The organism is Leclercia adecarboxylata (assembly GCF_006171285.1).
GTDB classification, from domain to species: Bacteria; Pseudomonadota; Gammaproteobacteria; order Enterobacterales; family Enterobacteriaceae; genus Enterobacter; species Enterobacter barmai.
In genome coordinates this window covers 130,147-149,858 of the sequence record NZ_CP040889.1, presented here as the reverse complement: position 1 = coordinate 149,858, position 19,712 = coordinate 130,147, and the positions used below count along the sequence as shown (strand labels likewise).

The 19,712-nt window shown below is 51.5% G+C and carries 17 protein-coding genes; 8 read left to right on the top strand and 9 right to left on the bottom strand.

Going from position 1 to position 19,712, the window contains the following annotated elements:
- Positions 1-205 precede the first annotated feature (205 nt).
- Positions 206-1,293 (bottom strand): IS3 family transposase gene (locus FHN83_RS02555; protein ID WP_088569307.1). Its coding sequence is split into 2 segments (ribosomal slippage): positions 206-1,041 and positions 1,041-1,293, totalling 1,089 coding nucleotides; the frame shifts between segments, so codons are not numbered across the junction.
- 39 nt (positions 1,294-1,332) lie between these two features.
- Here FHN83_RS02555 and FHN83_RS02550 point away from each other — a divergent pair.
- The 5 genes from FHN83_RS02550 to mzaE are packed head-to-tail and all read left to right on the top strand — an operon-like array spanning position 1,333 to position 10,476.
- Positions 1,333-3,327, top strand: coding sequence for a sigma-70 family RNA polymerase sigma factor (locus tag FHN83_RS02550; protein ID WP_255296494.1), 1,995 nt, complete (start codon positions 1,333-1,335; stop codon positions 3,325-3,327).
- Entirely contained in the window at positions 3,324-4,826 is a 1,503-nt protein-coding gene (gene mzaB / locus FHN83_RS02545) for an MZA anti-phage system associated ATPase MzaB (protein ID WP_047741678.1), read from the top strand. Before FHN83_RS02550 ends, mzaB begins: the two co-directional genes overlap by 4 nt.
- Positions 4,823-7,681 carry an MZA anti-phage system associated Z1 domain-containing protein MzaC gene (gene mzaC / locus FHN83_RS02540; protein WP_059362299.1) on the top strand — a complete coding sequence of 953 codons (2,859 nt, stop codon included), beginning with the start codon at positions 4,823-4,825 and terminating at the stop codon, positions 7,679-7,681. The genes mzaB and mzaC overlap by 4 nt, the downstream gene beginning before the upstream one ends.
- Positions 7,665-8,693: an MZA anti-phage system associated PD-(D/E)XK motif protein MzaD gene (gene mzaD, locus FHN83_RS02535; RefSeq protein ID WP_047741680.1), complete on the top strand. Its 1,029-nt coding sequence runs from the start codon at positions 7,665-7,667 to the stop codon at positions 8,691-8,693. Before mzaC ends, mzaD begins: the two co-directional genes overlap by 17 nt.
- A complete protein-coding gene (mzaE, locus tag FHN83_RS02530) occupies positions 8,680-10,476 on the top strand; it encodes an MZA anti-phage system associated AIPR family protein MzaE (protein ID WP_059362293.1) in 1,797 nt (598 codons plus the stop codon). The genes mzaD and mzaE overlap by 14 nt, the downstream gene beginning before the upstream one ends.
- A gap of 449 nt (positions 10,477-10,925) precedes the next feature.
- On the opposite strand, the gene FHN83_RS02525 is transcribed toward mzaE, so the two are convergent.
- The 8 genes from FHN83_RS02525 to FHN83_RS02490 form a co-directional block, all read right to left on the bottom strand.
- A complete protein-coding gene (locus tag FHN83_RS02525; protein ID WP_039030887.1) occupies positions 10,926-11,186 on the bottom strand; it encodes a hypothetical protein in 261 nt (86 codons plus the stop codon).
- Entirely contained in the window at positions 11,186-11,665 is a 480-nt protein-coding gene (locus FHN83_RS02520; RefSeq protein ID WP_072036697.1) for a DUF2778 domain-containing protein, read from the bottom strand. The genes FHN83_RS02525 and FHN83_RS02520 overlap by 1 nt, the downstream gene beginning before the upstream one ends.
- The gene (locus FHN83_RS02515; RefSeq protein WP_139563161.1) at positions 11,662-12,144 is read right to left on the bottom strand and encodes an Hcp family type VI secretion system effector; all 483 of its coding nucleotides are present in this window, start codon (positions 12,142-12,144) and stop codon (positions 11,662-11,664) included. Before FHN83_RS02515 ends, FHN83_RS02520 begins: the two co-directional genes overlap by 4 nt.
- A 197-nt stretch (positions 12,145-12,341) precedes the next feature.
- On the bottom strand, positions 12,342-12,686 hold the full coding sequence (locus FHN83_RS02510; RefSeq protein WP_139563160.1) for a cupin domain-containing protein: 345 nt from the start codon (positions 12,684-12,686) through the stop codon (positions 12,342-12,344).
- A gap of 20 nt (positions 12,687-12,706) precedes the next feature.
- The gene (locus FHN83_RS02505) at positions 12,707-13,672 is read right to left on the bottom strand and encodes an ABC transporter permease (protein WP_139563159.1); all 966 of its coding nucleotides are present in this window, start codon (positions 13,670-13,672) and stop codon (positions 12,707-12,709) included.
- Positions 13,669-14,649: an ABC transporter permease gene (locus tag FHN83_RS02500; RefSeq protein WP_139563158.1), complete on the bottom strand. Its 981-nt coding sequence runs from the start codon at positions 14,647-14,649 to the stop codon at positions 13,669-13,671. Before FHN83_RS02500 ends, FHN83_RS02505 begins: the two co-directional genes overlap by 4 nt.
- On the bottom strand, positions 14,642-16,123 hold the full coding sequence (locus tag FHN83_RS02495) for a sugar ABC transporter ATP-binding protein (protein WP_139563157.1): 1,482 nt from the start codon (positions 16,121-16,123) through the stop codon (positions 14,642-14,644). Before FHN83_RS02495 ends, FHN83_RS02500 begins: the two co-directional genes overlap by 8 nt.
- Positions 16,124-16,183: 60 nt before the next feature.
- Positions 16,184-17,167 carry an autoinducer 2 ABC transporter substrate-binding protein gene (locus tag FHN83_RS02490; RefSeq protein WP_039030881.1) on the bottom strand — a complete coding sequence of 328 codons (984 nt, stop codon included), beginning with the start codon at positions 17,165-17,167 and terminating at the stop codon, positions 16,184-16,186.
- A gap of 542 nt (positions 17,168-17,709) precedes the next feature.
- Here FHN83_RS02490 and FHN83_RS02485 point away from each other — a divergent pair.
- The 3 genes from FHN83_RS02485 to FHN83_RS02475 are packed head-to-tail and all read left to right on the top strand — an operon-like array spanning position 17,710 to position 19,464.
- Positions 17,710-18,852, top strand: a complete 1,143-nt coding sequence (locus FHN83_RS02485; RefSeq protein ID WP_139563156.1) for a transglutaminase-like domain-containing protein — start codon at positions 17,710-17,712, stop codon at positions 18,850-18,852.
- Positions 18,830-19,186 (top strand): mercuric transporter MerT family protein, encoded by a 357-nt coding sequence (locus tag FHN83_RS02480; RefSeq protein WP_139563155.1) that lies wholly within the window; start codon positions 18,830-18,832, stop codon positions 19,184-19,186. Before FHN83_RS02485 ends, FHN83_RS02480 begins: the two co-directional genes overlap by 23 nt.
- Complete coding sequence (locus FHN83_RS02475; protein WP_138369380.1) at positions 19,183-19,464, top strand: heavy-metal-associated domain-containing protein; 282 nt, start codon at positions 19,183-19,185, stop codon at positions 19,462-19,464. Before FHN83_RS02480 ends, FHN83_RS02475 begins: the two co-directional genes overlap by 4 nt.
- Positions 19,465-19,712: the final 248 nt, after the last annotated feature.

The following is a 19,712-nucleotide window of genomic DNA, read 5'->3' as shown; positions in this document are numbered from 1 at the left end:
AAAGGCTATGCATTTAATTCATCATTATATGCAGAGGAAGGGATACGGATTGTTCGAATTTCGGACACAACTAGGGACTCCATCCATTCTGACAACCCTGTTTTTATTGCTGGCGGGAATGTCGAAGGTTTAGAGCAATACAGTCTTTTCGAAAACGATATAATACGGTAATCCCCCCATTTTTAGCAGAGGTCAATAGTAGAACTTAGGCTGTGCGCAGCTCATGTTGTCTTGGCGTATAACCACCCAGTGCCATATTCGGCCTTTCGTGATTATAAAACCACTGCCATTCTGTCGCGTAGCGTTGTAATTCATCCAGCGAACAAAATAAATACTGCCCCAGCCAGTCATAACGCACTGTCCGGTTATAGCGCTCAATATAAGCGTTTTGTTGCGGATTTCCCGGCTGAATAAAGTTGAGTTTTATTCCGTTATCCTCCGCCCAGTTTATTAATTCGTGGCTCGTGTATTCCGGGCCGTTGTCACATCTGATTGCGGCGGGTTTACCTCGCCATTCAATGATCTGCTCAAGTGTGCGTTTTACCCGACTGGACGGCAGCGAGAAGTCCACTTCTATTGCCAGGGCTTCCCGGTTGAAGTCATCAATAATGTTCAAAAGCCGAACTGAACGGCCATCTGAAAGCTGATCATGCATGAAGTCCATTGACCAGCATTCGTTGCTGTATTCCGGCACCGCAAGCGGCTCTGGCTTATCACGCTTCAGCCTCTTTTTAGGTTTGATCCGCATATTCAGTGATAATTCGCAGTAAATTCGATAAACGCGTTTATGGTTCCAGCGAAAACCTTTCACATTACGCAGGTACAAAAAGCACAAACCAAAACCCCAGTTCCGCTGGCTGCCTGTAATGCGCAGTAGCCAGCCAGCAATACGCTGATTTTCTACAGAAAGACGTGGCAGATATCGATAGCACGTTTCACTGACAGAAAAAATCTGGCAGGCCAGGCGGATACTGATTTGCTGCGTGCTGACGGCGTGTCTGGCCATCTGTCGGCGTTGAGATGGCCTCACCACTTTTTTGACATAGCTTCCTGAATAACTTCAGCTTTAAGTCGCTCTTCGGCATACATTTTCTTAAGACGCCGATTTTCATCTTCCAGTTCTTTGAGACGCGCCATCAGAGAGGCATCCATCCCGCCAAACTTTGACCGCCATTTATAGAAGCTGGCGCTGCTGAAGCCATGTTCCCGGCACAGCTCAGGGACCGGTGTTCCGGCTTCAGCCTGTTTCAGAATGGTCATGATTTGGCTGTCGGTGAAACGTGATTTTTTCATAGAGATCTCCTCAGTTGAGATTACGAGAAAATTCTACTTATGAACACACTGCTTTTTCGGGAGGATTACCATCTCAGCAGGGGATTGCCGAAAGATTCACGAGATTCTCTGGGAAATAGCCCATTGATGATTGCGGCCCAGAATGGGCATTTCGCTATTTGCGAAATGTTGTTGCGTGCGGGTGTTGATGTTGAACATCAAAACAACCTTGGGTTTTGCGCCAGTGACCTCGCGCAGGAGCAAACGCTGCGTGATCTGTTAGCTCGTTATCGGCAATCTCCTCCGCCTGACGGGCAGCAACTAGCAGGGGGGCTAGATGATGAGGCAAACGTTGAGCTTGTAATTGAAGCCGATGTCGAAACAGAACCTCCCGAAACCGAAGACGCAATGGATTTTATGCAGTGGGATGCTGAAATCGAATCGGAACCCGCCGAAGATAATCTGACATTACGACACGCTTCCGCTGAGGCTCAGCAATTATTATCCCGCTATCGCCCGATAGATAACGCAGCTGAGTGGATCGATATTGAACTCTTCCTTCCTGACCCGCCGACGCCAGTTTCTCACTCTCCGCAAAATTATCCCCATTTCTCAACGTTGCTCACTAGCGCACTTGATGTCGGTCGTGTCTCTGTGCGTGACATCCGGTCTGCCGGGGAAGATGATTTCGGCATGCCGTGGCCTGAATTCCGGCTCAGCGTAGAGGCATTGATCAAGGACTTACCTTTGATTGTGGATGGCGATGATGCTTTCCCGGAAAGTGATGCCTGTGGGGAATTAGCGGCGAGTGATGATCTCGAGCCCTGGTTTGACGCTTTCGGTGCATTGCGGCAGTCCGGCATCTTTGAACGTTATCTTGTGGACATTCGCCAATGGGATGTCGTCGATAAAACAAAGGAAGAGCGACTCGGGCAGCGCATGGATACGGCGCTTATCAACTTGATGACGATCCTGGCGAGATTACCCGAAGCAGAATATCTACAGTTGCTGCATCCGAATTGCCTTCCCGCGACATCGCCTGAGATTACTGAAGAGGATGACGACGCGGAAGAAGCGGATGAGGAAATCTCTTCCGCAGCCGATGACGATGACGCCATCACCTTTAACGATCTGCTCATTCTGCTGAGAAGTGGGAAAGCTGAAGAGTACCAGGATAATCATACCCCTCGCCCGGAGTACCGTGACCTGCAGCAGATAGTCGAGCGCGCCCAAACGCTCATCCCTGATGAATGCCATAATATCAGTCTGTATGTCCGTAGTTACAGAGACGCATGGGAAGGGTTAATCCACGCCAATTTACGTCTTGTGGTCGCGATTGCGAAAAAACACTGCGGGCGAGGATTAGATATCGAGGACCTGATCCAGGAAGGTAATCTGGGCTTGATCAAGGCCGTTGAAAAATTCGACTATCGGCGTGGATTTAAATTCTCCACTTATGCCTCCTGGTGGATCCGCCAGAAGATCACCCGTGCAATTGCCGATCAGGCGCAGCTCATCCGTTTACCCGTTCACTTCTATGAGCAATTCAGGCGCTGGCGGAGCAGTCGGGAGCAGTTGCTGCATCGCCAAGGGATAACGCCCACCCTCAAACGGTTGCAGGAAATGACCGACCTGCCAGAGCGTCAACTTCTTCGGATGGCTAAATATGAAGAACAGACGGCGCTGATTGGTGATTTTCATGACGACACTCAGGACCGCGAAGCAGCATTGTCGGGAGACGCGCTGCTGACCAGAAGGGATTTCACTAGTGCTCCCGTTCAGTCTCTGGAGCTAAGAGAACATATTTCATCGGTTCTGAATACGCTGTTGCCACGCGAAACACAGATCATAAAAATGCGTTTTGGCATCGGTATGGCGCAAGATTTCACGCTGGAAGAGGTGGGTAAACAGTTTGATGTCACGCGAGAAAGGATACGTCAGATAGAAGCCAAAGCGCTCCGTAAGCTCCGTCATCACAGCCGGGCGTCGAAATTAGGCGGCTTCGTCGAAGAATGGGAAACCGCGTTGAGCGAGATGCAGGAAGAAGAAGAATGACGACCATGCGCCATGCGCCACCGAATGCAGCCATTATGATCGAAGCTCTACGAGGGCTTGGTTACAACACCGCCACCGCACTGGCTGATATCATCGACAACAGCATTAGTGCTGGTGCTCGTAAGGTCGATCTGACTTTTCACTGGCGTGAGTCGGATAGCTTTATCGTGGTTCGGGATAATGGTTGCGGCATGTCGGCCGCTGAACTGGATGTTGCGATGCGGCTGGGGGTCAAAAATCCGCTGACAAAGCGCTCAGGACACGATTTGGGCCGCTTCGGTCTTGGACTCAAAACCGCCTCCTTTTCGCAATGTCGTCGCCTGACGGTCTCCTCTAAAAAAGAGGGGATAACGACCATCCTGCGGTGGGATCTGGACATTCTCGCCGCCAGTACGGACGACGGTTGGTATTTGCTTGAAGGTGCTGACCCAGGGAGTCAGGAGGCGTTAGCAAATGCGGAACCTGACTCCCACGGTACGGTGGTGCTGTGGGGCGTTTTAGACCGAATTGTCACTCCCGGCTACGGTGAGAAAGATTTCCTCAATCTGATGGATGGCGTTGAACAACATCTGGCGATGGTATTTCACCGATTCCTTGAGGGGAACGCTCCCCGACTCACTCTCACCCTCAATGGTCGCAAAATTAAAGCCTGGGATCCCTTTCTCAGCGGGCATCCTTCCAAGCCCTGGCATTCGCCTTCGGCAATGGCGCCAGGCGCTCCTGCCGTGAAGGTGGAGTGTCATGTTCTGCCGCATCAGGATCACCTGACGACGCAGGAGTATCAACAGGCTCAAGGACCGGCAGGCTGGACGGCTCAGCAAGGATTTTATGTATACCGGAATGAGCGATTGCTGGTGGCGGGCAACTGGCTTGGACTTGGAAATCCCCGGGCCTGGACGAAAGATGAAACCCACCGCCTTGCGCGGATCCGTCTGGATATCCCTAATGATGCCGACATAGACTGGAAGATTGATATTCGTAAATCGATGGCGCGCCCACCGGTTTCGCTGCGTCCTTGGTTAACTCAGCTGGCGCAATCAACACGCGATCGTGCGGTAAAGACATTTGCCAAACGCGGGAAAATGAATAAGCGCAAACCCGGTGAGGAACTCGTTCATCTCTGGCAGGCGCAGAAGACGTCATCAGGTGTTCGTTACCAGATTTCGTTACAACATCCTGTCATCAGCAATGTCCTCTCGCAGGCTGGTGAGTTATCCCCACAAATTCAGGCCATGATAAGACTGATTGAGGAAACCGTTCCGGTTCAGCAAATCTGGCTTGATACGGCTGAGACAAAAGAGACGCCGCGGACAGGCTTTGAAACCGCGCCGCCCGCAGAGGTGTTATCCGTATTGCAGGTCATGTACCAGACCCTGGTTGGTCAGCAGGCGATGTCACCGGCACTGGCGAAACAGCATCTGCAAAATATGGAACCTTTCGATAATTATCCCGAATTAATTGCACAACTCCCCGACGATCAACAAGAGAAATCGCTATGAGTCTGAATCCCCTGGATGACACGCAACTGAGTGTATTGCAGATTGTGCAAACGCTCCTGCAAGGCCAGGATAAAAGCACGATCTCCCCTGGCATTCTGCGCCAACATATTGACATGGTTTGTCAGATGAAACCGGAGTGGAGCCGCCTTGATAACCGGGAGGTTTTGGTCGAAGAGTTGATCCGCCGTTATAGCATCTGGATGGGCGAAGATACTTCTCTGAGTAATAATGAAGGACATCATCCTTGGCTGACCGCAGATGCGAAACGCGAGTGGCGCTACTGGCATCGCTATCGCCAATGGCTTGGTAAAACGATGCCTTGGGGAGTCCTGGATACCCTTGACCGTTCTACGGATCGTGTTCTGGGATTACTTGAGCAGCCAGGGCGGGAAGGGCGCTGGGACCGGCGTGGTCTGGTGGTCGGCCATGTTCAGTCGGGGAAAACCAGCCACTATACCGGTCTAATCTGTAAAGCCGCGGATGCGGGATATAAAATAATCATTGTGCTTGCGGGTTTGCATAATAACCTCCGCTCGCAGACCCAAATGCGTCTGGATGAAGGATTTCTTGGCTACGAGACGAGTCCACTCAGAGAAAAAGTGACCATCATTGGGGTAGGCGATATTGATAGCGATCCCGTCATTCGTCCCAATTACGTCACCAACCGATCTGAAAAGGGCGACTTCAGTGCCGGAGTGGCTAAGAATCTGGGAATCAGCCCCGAGCAACGGCCCTGGTTGTTCGTGGTAAAGAAAAATAAATCTATTCTGAAACGCCTGCATACCTGGATTGAGAACCATGTTGCCACCAGCGTTGACCCCGTCACCGGAAAGCGTTTTGTTTCGGAATTACCGCTGCTGATGATTGATGATGAAGCGGATAATGCCTCAGTTGATACGGGGGAAATCGTCTACGATGACGATGGAAAACCGGATGCTGAACATCAGCCAACGGCAATCAATAGCCTGATTCGTAAGCTTTTGATGCAGTTCAGCCGTAAGGCGTATGTCGGCTATACTGCCACGCCCTTTGCCAATATTTTTATTCACGAGAGCAATGAAACGCGTGATGAAGGCCCGGATTTGTTCCCTTCCGCCTTTATCATTAACCTCGGCGCACCTTCTAATTACATCGGCCCGGCGAGGGTATTTGGTCGTGCCGCCGCGGAAGGGCGGACCGGTGAACTGCCTTTGATCAGGCGTGTGAGCGATCATTGCAGCGATGACGGAAAAAGAGGGTGGATGCCGGTTTCTCATAAGAGCTCGCACTATCCCACACTCGATACGCTAACCCATTTCCCGGACTCGTTAAAACACGCCATCGATAGCTTTTTGCTGGCGTGCTGTGTCAGAGAATTACGCGGTCATGTAGATAAACACAGTTCGATGCTGGTCCATGTGACCCGCTTCAATAAAGTGCAATCGGTCGTTTATGAGCATATTGACGCCTACATTCAGGACGTGAGACAGCGACTGACGCGAAGGATTGGACACGAGCCTTTTTTACATCAGCTTGAATCACTCTGGCAGGCCGACTTTTTGCCGACTGGTCAGACGATTCGCGACGTCATGCCGCAGCAGATTCCGGACGACGCCTTTGCGTGGCGGGAGATCGTCGACAAGCTGTATACCGTGATCGAAAACGTGTCGGTACGAATGATAAACGGAACGGCGAAGGATGCGCTTGATTATTCGGACAGTGCGACAGGCTTAAAAGTCATTGCTATTGGCGGAGACAAACTGGCTCGAGGGCTAACACTTGAGGGATTATGCACCAGTTATTTCTTACGCGCCTCCCGCATGTATGACACGTTAATGCAGATGGGGCGCTGGTTTGGCTATCGACAGGGATATCTGGATGTATGTCGGCTGTATACCACCGATGAGCTGATTGAATGGTTTGAGCACATTGCGGATGCCTCAGAAGAGCTGCGGGAAGAGTTTGACAATATGGTCGCCAGCGGCGGAACCCCGCGTGATTTCGGGCTAAAAGTGAAATCACACCCCGTGTTAATGGTGACATCCCCTTTAAAAATGCGTAGCGCGCGCTCACTATGGCTCTCTTTCAGTGGCACGGTGGTCGAAACGATTTCGTTGTTTAAAGAACCGGAGTACCACAAGCGTAACTACGCGGCCTTCCAGCATCTGACCGGGCGTGTCGGTTCTGGCGCGCCGATCCCTGAGAGACGGCGCGCAGAGAAGATTGAAAAATGGAAAGGGGTCATTTGGCAAAACGTCTCTCCCGAGCCGATCATTGATTTCTTAACGGAATATGAAACCCACGCTCAGGCCAGGAAAGCCAACAGCAAACTGCTGGCGGATTTCATTACGCGGATGAATCGTGTTGATGAACTCACCCAATGGACGGTGGCGGTGATAGGGGGGGGCGTCGATCGTCATCATGCTGTCTGTGGCTTCCCCGTCCCGCTTATGATGCGTAAAGCGTCTGAGGGGGTCACTGACCGCTATTCTATTGGCCGTTTACTTTCCCCACGCGATGAAGGGATTGACTGCGATGAATCGACCTGGCTTGCCGCGTTGGCCGAAACGCAGCGTATTTTTCATGCCGATCCCGGACGCAATGAAGGGCGAGAGGAGCCCGTCATTCCTGGTGGCGTAGTACTGCGTCGGATCAAAGGATTTGGCATAAACGACATCCCGGCACAGCGTCAAAAAGGGCTACTGCTCATTTACTTACTGGACCCGCAACAGGCGTTGTCGGCAGCGGAACATCAGGACGATGCCTTGCCGGTGGTGGCTTTTGGCATCAGTTTTCCGGGAAGCCGCAGTGGGGTAACGGTGGAGTACAAAGTGAACAACGTACTGTGGGAGCAAGAGTATGGTGCGGCTGAGTAAAGATGATCTGCTGGCGGCCTGGAAAGCCTTAGATCGATCTCAGATAGACGAACAGCCCGGCGCTCAGGGCTGGCGCGGGATTCGGCTTTTTACGCACCAGGGCTGTAGCTTTCATGCCGGGCGTCGTCAGCCTGATAATGAAGAAATGCTGATTGCCGTGTTTCCTCATCCTCTTTCGCCGGGGTCGACGGCGCTGCCGTCCTGTAAAGGATTTCGCGTTGAGATGACCGGAACAGAGGAGGGGCGGCAGAACGGTTTGATGATCCGTCGTCAGCAAACGGGGAATGCGGATGTCTTTACGACGATGATTCTGGATATTCTCCATTCGCTCCTGAACGTTTCTGAACCGCGTCTGTTTGAAACCCTGCTCCGTCGGATTCGTTTATGGCAGGCGTTTATGGAGCGCGATACCTGTCCACTCAGTCATGAAGAAGAAGTGGGGTTAATCGGGGAATTGACGTGTCTGGAGCGGTTAATCGAGAGCGGTCTTGCGCCGTCAACGGCAGTCGAAGCATGGGTAGGACCGCAGCATGGCCTACAGGATTTTGAACTCGATGAACGCGCCATTGAGGTAAAAAGCACCACAGCAGAGCAGGGCTTTTGCGTAACCATCCACGCGCTTGAACAACTGGACTGGCAGCGGCCTGGCTCGCTCATGTTGTGCGGTTTGCGCTTCAGCGAGCATCCCACCGGCGCGACCCTGAATGACCTCATTTACAGTCTTCGTCATCGGTTTGAGGGAAACGCTCCGGCGGCCTGTCTTTTTGAGGGATCGCTTTGCCACGTCGGATATTTCACTGAACATGCTGAATTCTATACACGTCATTTCTTGCTGACAGAGGCGTTTGCACTTCCGATTGAAGCGGATTTTCCCTCTTTGACGCATGCCAATGTCCCGTTGCCGGTGGTGAGTGCGTGCTATCAACTCGAACTCCAGACACTTATTCCTCAGGCTCAAAATTTTAACCATTGCTTGTCAGACTTTGCAGGATTACCGCATGGAACTTATTGATTTTTTACGTCAAACGCAGAATGAGATTCGCAAGGAATATCAGGATCAAATGGCTCAGCCTGGGGTTGAGTCGCCTTTTCCGGAACTGATTTTTACCGATATTGTTATGCGTCATATGGCCGATATCGGCATGACATTCGATGATGCCGAGACGTGTCACTTTATGGCGAAAGTCAGTGGACACAATGTGCGTCTCAGCGGTTATGCCTTCTCAGAAGATGGCGATCAACTTGACCTTTTTGTCAGCATTTATCACGGTAGCGACGAGCTTTGTCACATCCCGGATGCTGAGACAAAAGCGATTGCCGGTCACTGCATTCAATTTTTGCAGAAGTGCGTTGACGGTAAATTATCATCCACGCTCGATCAGTCCAATGATGCCTGGCAACTGGTGACGACCATCGAACAGTCCTACGCGGAACTGGAGCAAATCAGAATTTATGTTCTGACCGATGGTCAGGTGAAAACCCGCTGGTATCAGTCCCGCGATGTGGCCGGTAAAACCATTAAATTAGAGGTTATGGACATTGTCCGCCTGTTTAACCACTGGCAGGAAGGTAAGCCACGCGACGAACTGCAGGTTAATTTTGATGAGGTGGCGGGGGGCGCACTCCCCTGTGTCTGGATCCCGGATGAAATGGGTGAATATGATTATGCGCTGACGGTGGTTCCGGGCGAGACGCTGCGATTTATCTATGAAAAATATGGCAACCGGATTCTGGAAGCGAACGTTCGCTCATTTCTGAGCCAGACGGGGAAAGTCAACAAAGGGATTCGTGACACTTTACGCGAGCAGCCTGAGCGTTTTATGGCTTATAACAACGGTATTGTGATTGTTGCCGATCAGGTCAGGCTTGGCGAAGCGCCGGGAGGTGGTCCTGGTATTGCGTGGATGCAGGGGATGCAGATTGTCAACGGTGGGCAGACGACGGCTTCTATGTTTTTCACCAAAAAGAAATTCCCGGCAACCAATCTGCGTAACGTGCGTGTACCCGCAAAAGTCATTGTGCTGAAACAGACGAATAATGCACAAGAAGAGATGCTAATTGCGGATATTTCGCGCTTCTCGAATAGCCAGAATAAAGTCAATATTTCCGATCTGTCAGCCAATCGACCGGTACATGTACAGCTGGAAAAAATGGCAAACACGGTGTATTGCCCGGACGGATACAGCCGTTGGTTTTACGAGCGAGCGAACGGCAGTTATAAGGTTATGCTGGAACGGGAAGGTAAAACACCCTCTGGAATCAAGCGGTTAAAAGATGCGATTCCTGCCTCTCGCCGGATAACGAAAACAGATTTCGCAAAATATCATTGTGCCTGGCTCCAGCGTCCGGATTTAGTCAGCCTCGGCGGACAGAAGAACTTTGCCGCATTAATGACGATGATCGACAAGGATACTGAGCGTTATGGGGATGAACTAAACATTGAGAGTTTTAAAAATTACATCGCGCAGGCCATTATTTATAAGAAAGCCTATAAGTTGATTAATTCACTTTTCCCCGCATTTAAGTCGAATATTGCCGCCTATACCGTGGCCGCCTATTCACATCTTTATGGCAACCAAACGGATCTTGCAGAGATCTGGAATCAACAGGGCATTGAGGAAACGATGGGCAACCGCCTTGTCAGCTTAGCCCATCGGGTGAATAGTCTTCTGAACGAATCCGCGAATGGCAGGATGATTTCAGAGTGGGCGAAGAAGCCTGAATGCTGGGAGTATGTGCGCAGCAAAATCTATTTCTCCGCACATGGAAAAATGGAAGACCACATGAGTAGTTAAATTGTCCACTGAGTTCATGATCGAAGCCCCGCGTGTATGTTATGGGTTGCTCGTAGCGGGGCTTTGTTGAATAAACCGAACTTTTCTTAGTTGAAGACTTAGATTGCACATCATCTTACAACGCCGGTAGCCCCATGGCGCTTCACATCATCATTCTTTAATACATTCTCAGGCAGGAAACTGTTCTCCTGTGTTTTTTCTGTGCTCAACGTTATCCAAGTCTATCTATTTACTGCCAATTACAGTCAAATGAGTAAACAATTACAGCAAAGTTTCGCAATGCGCTGCTATGTAACTCATTGATCCTGCGTAGAATTTAAAATCCCTCGGCGTTCGCGCTGTGTGGGTTCAAGTCCCACTCCGGCTACCATGGGAAAGACAAGAATAATCAAAGCAATAAGCAGTGTCGTGAAACCGCCCCGCAAGGCGGTTTTTTTATTACATTTGCTTCATTTCAGAAGATCTACCGCACGTCTTTTCCTGGACAAATACGCGGTCAGCCATATGAGCCCTGAAGTCAATGCAATTGCAATGATATAAAGGATCAAGGTGTACCAGTCGTACCATTTGGTTTCGATAACAAAGCCGTACCTTTCCTCATACCAGTCAAAAATAGCTTCATCAGGCATGAAGAAACACATAACACTGTAAATGACTGACACGGTCAGTAGTTCTGTAAGCCATATCCATACATAGGTAATGGGTTTCATCAATATACCTGTATTATTCCAAAAGCTTTTAGTTGCGCCGTAATCATCATGGCGGGAGAACGATACAAAGCGAACATAAGTATCCGATAATCAGCATGGTTTGGTAATGTAATGCAGCCATCGCTGTTTCCTGAACTGCCAGCAGGGTGCAAACGAAAGTGGCCTCTTTCCACTTCATTTATGAAGGTAGTGTCATCGATAAGACTGTCCTCCCGGTACAAAGCAAACCAAAGGTCGCGATCGGATCCGCTTCTTAGCCCTTTTATTGCATCATCCCATCGGGAAAGTAATCCGCCCGTCGGTCTGGTAACGATGTAGTATTTACCTGGAGGAAGAGGACCTCTTTTAGGTTTCGCAACTGAATCGGGATTGTTTCTGTGAAATCCTTTATTACCTGAGTAAGCAGGAAAAAAACCAATCCCCGGGCAGTTCAGCGTTGATAACTGGCCGCCGTTAAGATGAAACGTACATTGAATCATCTTTCGTTCCAGGCATCAGAGAACTGGACGTTGCCGTCACAATATTTCCAGGTGATTTTCTCGTATCGAAGGGATACATTTTCTAAATGATTGTGCTTTTCTGTCATCGGGTTTTTGATGTCAAGCATATGAGGGGCAGAACTGACGACCTTGACATTTTCTAGCAACATATTGAAGTATTCAACTTCCATACCGGCATCATTTATCCGATACCATTTAAATTCCGCGCTTTTTAATGTCTGACCTTTTGCTATCGCTTTGTAGATGTAGGGACTGGCGGAATCAAATTCTTTTTGAAAGCTAAAAGGGCTGTGAACGCGCGTTCCGGTAATTTTTCCTGTGAGATTATCTGTCGGAAGATGCAGTCCGTGCCCAAAAGCGAGAATTTCAATACTACCTTCCCGATCTTTTACATCTACTGACCCCTTGATATGAGCGCCGCCATCATCTTTAAGCCATAAGTACGCCGGTATAGCCATTGTGAAAACTCCGTTTATTAGTTAAGGCTCATTGCCGTCAAACAATAAACCAATAACCTGCGGAAATTTCCAGTCAATTAATGCCATAGACGATGTGAATAAGTTACTGTTATTTATATGAAAATAAAGGTTTTCTTTATGTGCTTGCTATAGGGGTACTTTGGTTTTCGGTTCAACTTACCGGCAATAATCGAGAGTTAAGGACTATCTGTATTGCCATAAAATATCGCCAGCCATACCGTCGGCTCCCCGGGATCGGTCCACTCCACCCGGTGCCGACATTGCGCGGGGATGTGCAGAGAATCCCCCGCATACAAAACCCTGACCTCATCTTCTTCTTCGAATTTCACGCCTGCCGAGCCGCGCAGCACCACCACCCATTCGTTTTCTGCCTGGCAGTACCAGAAACCGGGCGGGCTGGCCTGGCCGGTGGAGAGGATCCGCTCGATTTTGAGCCCTGGTGCCGCGAGCAGCGCGTCAAAGATTTCCGCTTCGTTACGCGCACCCGCTTCGGGAAGCTGTGAAAAGAGATTTAACGCCATCTGGTGGCCTCCGCGGACAGTCAGGGTTTGCCAAACAGACGCGAGAGCCGCGCCCCTTTCAGGAAGATAAACGCTAACAGCAATCCGCCCCACAGGGCCATGGTGATGTAGCTGCTTACCCCCAGAATGTTCAGGCCGCTCTCCAGCATCTGCAATAAAACAAGCGCCATCACCATGCCAAAGACCTTACCAAAGCCCCCATCCGGGTTCACCCCGCCGAGAACCGCCGCCAGAATCGACACCAGCAGATAAGACTCACCGTAGGAGGCCTTGGCCGAGTTGAGTTTCGACATCATTAGCAGGGCGGCAATCACGCACAGGACTGAAGAGAGCACATAGACCCAGATAAGGGTTTTACGGGTGTTGATCCCGGAGTAGTGGGTCGCCTGTTCGTTAGAGCCGATCAGGTAGAGGGTTCGCCCGAAGGCGGATTTTTCAAGGATCACCCACAGCGCGACGACCACCGCCAGAAAGACCAGCAGCGGCAGCGGGATACCGAGAACATTGGTGCTGTTAATGACCAGAATGTAATCCGGGAAGTTAGAGATCGCCGAGCCTTTGGAGATCAGGATATTAATGCCCTTCAGCAGGGTCATGATGCCAAGGGTGGCTAATATCGGCGAGACCCGCACTACGGCGATCAAAAAACCGATTACCGAGCCAATAACCAGCGCCATAACTAAACCGGCCGCGAGAACCAGCAGCAGGCTGCTGAAGGTCGGCGGATAGTGGGTAGCGACCCAGGCCATCACCAGCCCGCAGGCATTCATGGTGGCGATGATCGACAGGTTAATCCCCCCGGTGAGGATAGTCACCGCCATCGCAAGGGCCAGCACGCCGAGGATCGGCATCTGTGAGGCGATGGACTGGAAGTTGGCTGACGACCAGAACACCGAAGGAATAAGGAAGCTGAATGTGATAACGACCGCAGCGATGAGCACGGTCAGGTATATCTCGACGCGATCCTGGGTTTTATTGGTACTCATACGACGACTCCCTGACCTTTGCGCTGACTCCATGCCGTCATGCTGATACTGGTGACGATCACGACACCGGTGACCACCGTATGCCAGTACGAGGAGATCCCTAACAAATTTAGGCCGTTCTGTAATACGGCCAGTAAAATGACCCCCAGCAGGGTGCCGAGCAAGGTGCCGCGTCCGCCGACGATGCTGGTGCCGCCTAACACCACGGCGGCAAGCACCGTCAGCTCATAGCCCAGCAGGGAGTCGGGCGCAACGGTTAAGACGGTGGCGGATTGCACCACGCCTGCCACCCCGGACATCAGCCCCATATAGCCATAAACAAACAGCTGCATTTTAAAGATGCCGAATCCCATCCGGGAGGCCGCCTCGCGATTCCCGCCCATGGCGTAAATCATCCGTCCGGCGCTGGTTTTATTCATGATAAAGCCGGTTAACGCCACCACGACTAAAAGGGTGATGATCGGCAGGCTCAGGCCGTAGTCGTAGCCGTCTGCGGCGGTGAATTTGAACAGCATCACTCCCTGTTCAAACCACTCAGGGTAGCTGTACAGCCAGACTCCTTTGGTCAGGTAGAGCAGCAGGCCGTAAAAAATATTGAGGGTAGAAATAGTAATAATGATGGAAGGCACGTTAAGGCGATTAACCAGCGTGGCGTTAATCAATCCGAGCAGCAGCCCCAGCCCGCCGGAGAGCGCAAAAGCGATGGCAAAGTTGCCGGTAGTGTCCTGAATCAGGGTGACCATCACGTACTGGGAGATGATGGTCATGGCCGGAAAGGAGATATCGATCCCGCCGGAAATCAGCACAATAAAAAGGCCGCAGGCCAGAATGGTGAGCATGGCGTAGTTGTTGATCAGGTCGTAGATATTGCCGAGCGTCAGAAAATCGCTGCTGGCAAACGACAGATAGCCGCCAATAACGATGATGGTCAGGCCCAAAAACAGCTCATGGGTTTTCACCCCGAATTTATTAACCATTGACCACCTCCGCCAGCGCCGCTTCCGAGGTCTTATCCGGCAGGATTTCTGCCACGATCTCACCCTTGCGCATGACTAAAATGCGGTGGCTGTTAAAGAACGCCTCATCGATCTCATCGGTGATCATCAGTACCGCAATCCCCTGGCGGGAAAGGGCGGAGATGATTTGATAGATCCCCGCTTTGTTAGCGATGTCGACCCCGACGGTGGGGGAGTCCAGGATCAGGACCTTTGGATTGATCGCCAGCCATTTGGCAATCGCCACGCGCTGGGCGTTGCCCCCGGAGAGGGTATTGACGGGCAGATCCACGCTGCCAATTTTAATGCTCAGCTGCTCAACTAAATCGGTGACGATGCGGTCCGCTCTGGATCTGTCTAACAATCTGAACGGCGTTTTCAGGCGGCGGAGAACGGTGGAGATAATATTGTCATTGATCGACTGGTCCATCACCAGGCCGGTGCTCATGCGGTCTTCAGAGACATAGCCGATACCGGCATTGATCGCATCCCGGTTGCTGGCGAAATGTACTGCTTTGCCTTCCAGCAGTATCTCCCCGGCATCGGGTTGCGTAAGCCCGAACAGGCTCAGGCACAGCTCTGTCCTGCCCGCGCCCAGCAGCCCGGTGATGGCCAGGATCTCCCCCTGATGGAGCTTAAAAGAGATGTCTTTATACTGGTGCTGTTTAGTGAGGTTATTAACCGTCAGTGCCACCTCGCCCAATTTTTCAATCGGCGGCAGTACCGCATACGAAAATTCTTTCCCGGTCATCAGGTAAGCCAGTTTTTTATTATTGATCTCGCTGGCAGGGAAGGTGCCCACCAGAGTGCCATTTTTCAGCACGCTGATACGGTCGGAGATAGAGAGCACTTCATCCAGACGGTGGCTGACAAACACGACGCAGATGTTCCTCTTCTTTAAATCGCCGATCACCCGCAGGAGTCCTTTTACCTCCTGCATGGTGAGCGAGGCAGTGGGCTCATCCATAATAATCAGCCTGGCTTCCTGGGCCAGCGCCCGGCAGATCGCCACAATCTGGCGCTGGGCAATGGGCAGGGACTCCACGTTCGCATCCAGATCCAGTTCCGCTTCAATGCTTTTCACGGTGAGCGCGGCGATGAGCCGGATCTCTTTCTTATTCACCAGCAGATTGCGGTGATGCTGGTGGATACCGATGTTCTCCGCCACGGTGAGATTCGGAAACAGGGAGAGATCCTGATAGATAACCTGGATCCCGGCTTTGACCGAGTCGATGGGGGAGAGATGCGACCAGCTTTTACCGTCGATCACGATTTCAAACCCGGGATCGGGTTTATAGACGCCGGAAATAATTTTAATCAGCGTGGATTTACCACAGCCGTTCTGCCCGGCCAGACAGTGAACCTCCCCGGGAAATAACGTCAAAGCGATATTATCCAGCGCTTTCACACCGTAGAACGTTTTGCTGATATGACCCAGTGAAATAAACGGCTCCATGACTACCTCTTTTGGGCTCAGACGGCACGCCCTGAGAGCAGGGCGTGCAGAACCAACGGATTAATACAGGCTGTCGATATTCTCTTTGGTCACGCGCAGGACTTTATGGAATTTAATGATGCGTTTTTCGCTATCCACATCGGCTTTGCCGAGGTTCGGGATATCCAGGCCCTGAGTAATCTCTTCCCCTTTCAGGACCTTGTCGGCGACGGCGGTAATGGCGTAACCCGCGGAGGCCGGGTCGTAGGTGATGCCCATGGCGATATCACCGCTTTTGATCAGCGAAGCGGCCTGGGACGGGATCATCATGCCGTACACGAAGACTTTGCCTTTCGCACGCTTCTCTTTCACCGCGCGGCCTGCGCCAATTGGCCCCTGGGAGCCAAAGGAGACAATCCCTTTCATGTCCGGGTGGGCTTTCATCAGATCGATGGTGGTGCGGCGGGCATCGTCGATATTCTCGGCCACCGGCATACGGCTGGTGACTTCATGCATATCCGGGTAGTGCTCCTTCTGGTATTTCACGAACAAATCCGCCCACAGGTTATGTTGTGGCACGGTCAGGCTGCCAACGTAAATAACATAGCCCCCTTTACCGCCCATGGCTTTTGCCATCTCTTCAACGTTGTCGGCGGCGAATTTTTCGTTATCAATAATTTCGACATCCCAGTTTGCGCTGGGTTGTCCGGGGGATTCATTGGTTAACACCACGATGCCGGCCTCGCGCGCCTTTTTGAATACCGGCTCGAGGACATCGGCATCATTTGGCACAATCCCGATCGCTGAAACTTTTTTCGCGATTAAGTCCTCAATAATTTTGACCTGCTGTGGGGCGTCGGTGCTGGAAGGGCCTACCTGAGAGGCTTTAATGCCGAGATCTTTACCTGCCTGGGTGACACCTTCCCCCATGCGATTAAACCAGGGCATGCCATCAATCTTTGAAATATTGACCACTTCAATTTCTTTCGCCATTGCGGAAGTGGAAAAGACCATCAATCCGAGCAAACCAGCCGACAATAATTTTGTTAAGCACATTTTACTCATCTCATACCTCTGAATGGTGGTGAAAATAAATGATAGTGATAACGTTGTTTCGCTGTTTGACATACCCGTGTGCATTTTTAATATTAGGTGAAATAACGCATTCCCTCACAGACTTTACCCCCGAAAACACCATGGGAAATAGCCTCTTAACGCTGCGGTATTAAAGAATTAACAGTAGGGTTTTCATATTTATAATGTTATGGAACTACTGGCTTATGGCATGGACTATTATGCCAATGCTCTGATTTGAGATTCCCGTCACCTATTAAGATCGGTGTGTCGTCTGTCAGCGGCGCGTCGGCCCTCGCATTTTTCCCTGCAATTTTACGGATAACAGCCCCTTTTTTTGACTTCAGGCCTGTACAACAGGGGCTGAAAAGCGCCTAATACCGTCTCAAAAATTTCTTTCATTCACAGTTAACAGGTCTGTTATTGATGAATAAACCCCATCGCTTCGCGCCAGTGCCTGTCTTCTGTGATGTTCCTCTGTGCTTGCGGCCCGTGTCGCCGACGCCAGACTCATTTTCAAGGGACAGATAGCCATGCAGCGTCGACAATTTCTTAAAAATAGCGTTCTTCTCTCTGCCGCAGGTTTAGTGGGCCCGGCCGTGGCCAGCCAGACGGTGAAAACCAACGTAGCACCCGCCGCCCCGGTAATGCGCCGCCGTTTTGTCTTATCACAAACCTATAAGCTGGCACCGCCGCAGGGCTCCAGCGGCGTGGTCAAACTCTGGATCCCGCTCCCGGTAGATACCGCCTTTCAGCAGATGACCGGACTGTCCTTTACCGGCAACTACCAGCAGGCGTACGTCACCACCAACAATACTTACGGTGCGAAAACCCTGTTTGCGACCTGGCCGAAAAGCGAAGGCGATCTGCTGCTTAAGCTCGATCTGGAGATCGAAACCGCAGACTGGGAGCCGCTGAAGCACGATGCGCTGAAAAACTGGCAGGCGCCGGAGCAGATTGTTTACCCGCTGGCGGTGAAGCCGTATCTGCTGCCAACGACGCATACCCCGGTGGATGGCCTGGTGCGCGAAACGGCGGAAAAAATTACCGCAGGCGAGACCGATCCGCTCAAGAAAGCGCGCCTGATCTACGAATGGGTCAGCAGCCATATGGAGCGCGATAACGACGTGATTGGCTGCGGCACCGGCGATGTGGCGACCATTCTGCAAAGCGGCAAGCTCAGCGGCAAATGCACCGACATCAGCTCGGTGTTTGTCGCCCTGGCGCGCGCCAGCGGTATCCCGGCGCGGGAGCTGTTCGGCATTCGTCTGGGCAGAGCCAACAAGCTGGAACGCTACTCTGCCAGCGCCTTCGGCAAAGCCGACAGTGCGGGCGTGGCGGACGTCAGCGGCGGGCAGCACTGCCGGGCGGAGTTCTATCTGGCAGGGTACGGCTGGCTGCCGTGCGACCCGGCGGACGTCACCAAGATGCGTCTGGCGGAGAAAAAAGCCCATCAGAATCCCGATGTGCAGGCGGTAAACACTTATCTGTTTGGCAACTGGGAGATGAACTGGGTGGGCTTCAACTACGGGCGCGATTTTGAACTGTACCCGGCGACAGAGCAGGGCGCAGTCAATAACTTTGGCTATCCGTATGCCGAAGTGGACGGCGATCCGCTCAATTTCTACGATCCAAAGGTGTTCGCGTACAACTATGTCTCAACAGAACAACGCTAAGGGTGCAGGCCTTACCCTGCTGACGGCAGCCGCGGCTGCCGTTACCGCCGGGCTGTGCTGCGTCGGGCCGCTGCTGTATCTGCTGTTTGGCATCTCGGCGGCCGGTTTTGCCGGGCTCAGCCAGCTCGAGTTCCTGCGAGTTCCCATGATCCTGCTCTCCCTGGGGCTGATGCTGCGGGTGTTCTGGCGGCTCTATTTTTCTAAACGGCTGTGGTGTACCGGACGCTTAACCCTGGGGCAGATGCGTTTCCTGTTCTGGCTTTCGCTGCCGGTGCTGCTGCTGGTACTGTTCTATCCCACGGTGGTGGCCTGGGTTTATGAGGTGATGGAATGAAACGACTGTTGATTAGCGCATGTTTACTGCTGCCGCTGTTTGCCCACGCCGCAAATCAAAAGGTGGTGCTGGATGTGCAGGGCATGACCTGTCCGTTGTGCGTCATTTCGGTCAACCAGGCGCTGCGTGAAACGGAAGGGGTAGTGAAGGCAAAAGCCTCATTAAAAACCCGCCAGACTGAAGTTATCGTCGCAGAAGGTTTCCCGACGGAGACATTATTAAAGGCGGTGGCGAAAACAGGTTATTCAGCCAAGCTAAATCATATTGAAAAGCTGTAAATATAATGCCAATGCATTATGGCTTAATTTTTATATAGTGTATTCCAGCCTTTCCCGTGAATGCGGGAAAGGTGTATTACCACACAATTATGTATAAATTATGATGATACGGCTTCAGTTTTATAAATATATTGTTACGAAACGTTGATCTTCCCGCCCGCGCACTCTATCTTTTGATAAGTTTCTCCATACTGCGATCCATTTTTATCCATATATCGCCTTTCCCGGCGGTTTGTTGATCCTTGTCG

Coding starts and splice junctions, on each gene's coding strand:
- mzaB (WP_047741678.1), top strand. CDS start 3,324: ATGACGACCATGCGCCATGCGCCACCGAATGCAGCCATTATGATCGAA.
- FHN83_RS02485 (WP_139563156.1), top strand. CDS start 17,710: ATGCAGCGTCGACAATTTCTTAAAAATAGCGTTCTTCTCTCTGCCGCA.
- FHN83_RS02515 (WP_139563161.1), bottom strand. CDS start 12,144: ATGGCTATACCGGCGTACTTATGGCTTAAAGATGATGGCGGCGCTCAT.
- mzaE (WP_059362293.1), top strand. CDS start 8,680: ATGGAACTTATTGATTTTTTACGTCAAACGCAGAATGAGATTCGCAAG.
- mzaC (WP_059362299.1), top strand. CDS start 4,823: ATGAGTCTGAATCCCCTGGATGACACGCAACTGAGTGTATTGCAGATT.
- FHN83_RS02480 (WP_139563155.1), top strand. CDS start 18,830: ATGTCTCAACAGAACAACGCTAAGGGTGCAGGCCTTACCCTGCTGACG.
- FHN83_RS02525 (WP_039030887.1), bottom strand. CDS start 11,186: ATGAAACCCATTACCTATGTATGGATATGGCTTACAGAACTACTGACC.
- FHN83_RS02520 (WP_072036697.1), bottom strand. CDS start 11,665: ATGATTCAATGTACGTTTCATCTTAACGGCGGCCAGTTATCAACGCTG.
- mzaD (WP_047741680.1), top strand. CDS start 7,665: ATGGTGCGGCTGAGTAAAGATGATCTGCTGGCGGCCTGGAAAGCCTTA.
- FHN83_RS02475 (WP_138369380.1), top strand. CDS start 19,183: ATGAAACGACTGTTGATTAGCGCATGTTTACTGCTGCCGCTGTTTGCC.
- FHN83_RS02490 (WP_039030881.1), bottom strand. CDS start 17,167: ATGAGTAAAATGTGCTTAACAAAATTATTGTCGGCTGGTTTGCTCGGA.
- FHN83_RS02510 (WP_139563160.1), bottom strand. CDS start 12,686: ATGGCGTTAAATCTCTTTTCACAGCTTCCCGAAGCGGGTGCGCGTAAC.
- FHN83_RS02495 (WP_139563157.1), bottom strand. CDS start 16,123: ATGGAGCCGTTTATTTCACTGGGTCATATCAGCAAAACGTTCTACGGT.
- FHN83_RS02505 (WP_139563159.1), bottom strand. CDS start 13,672: ATGAGTACCAATAAAACCCAGGATCGCGTCGAGATATACCTGACCGTG.
- FHN83_RS02550 (WP_255296494.1), top strand. CDS start 1,333: ATGAACACACTGCTTTTTCGGGAGGATTACCATCTCAGCAGGGGATTG.
- FHN83_RS02500 (WP_139563158.1), bottom strand. CDS start 14,649: ATGGTTAATAAATTCGGGGTGAAAACCCATGAGCTGTTTTTGGGCCTG.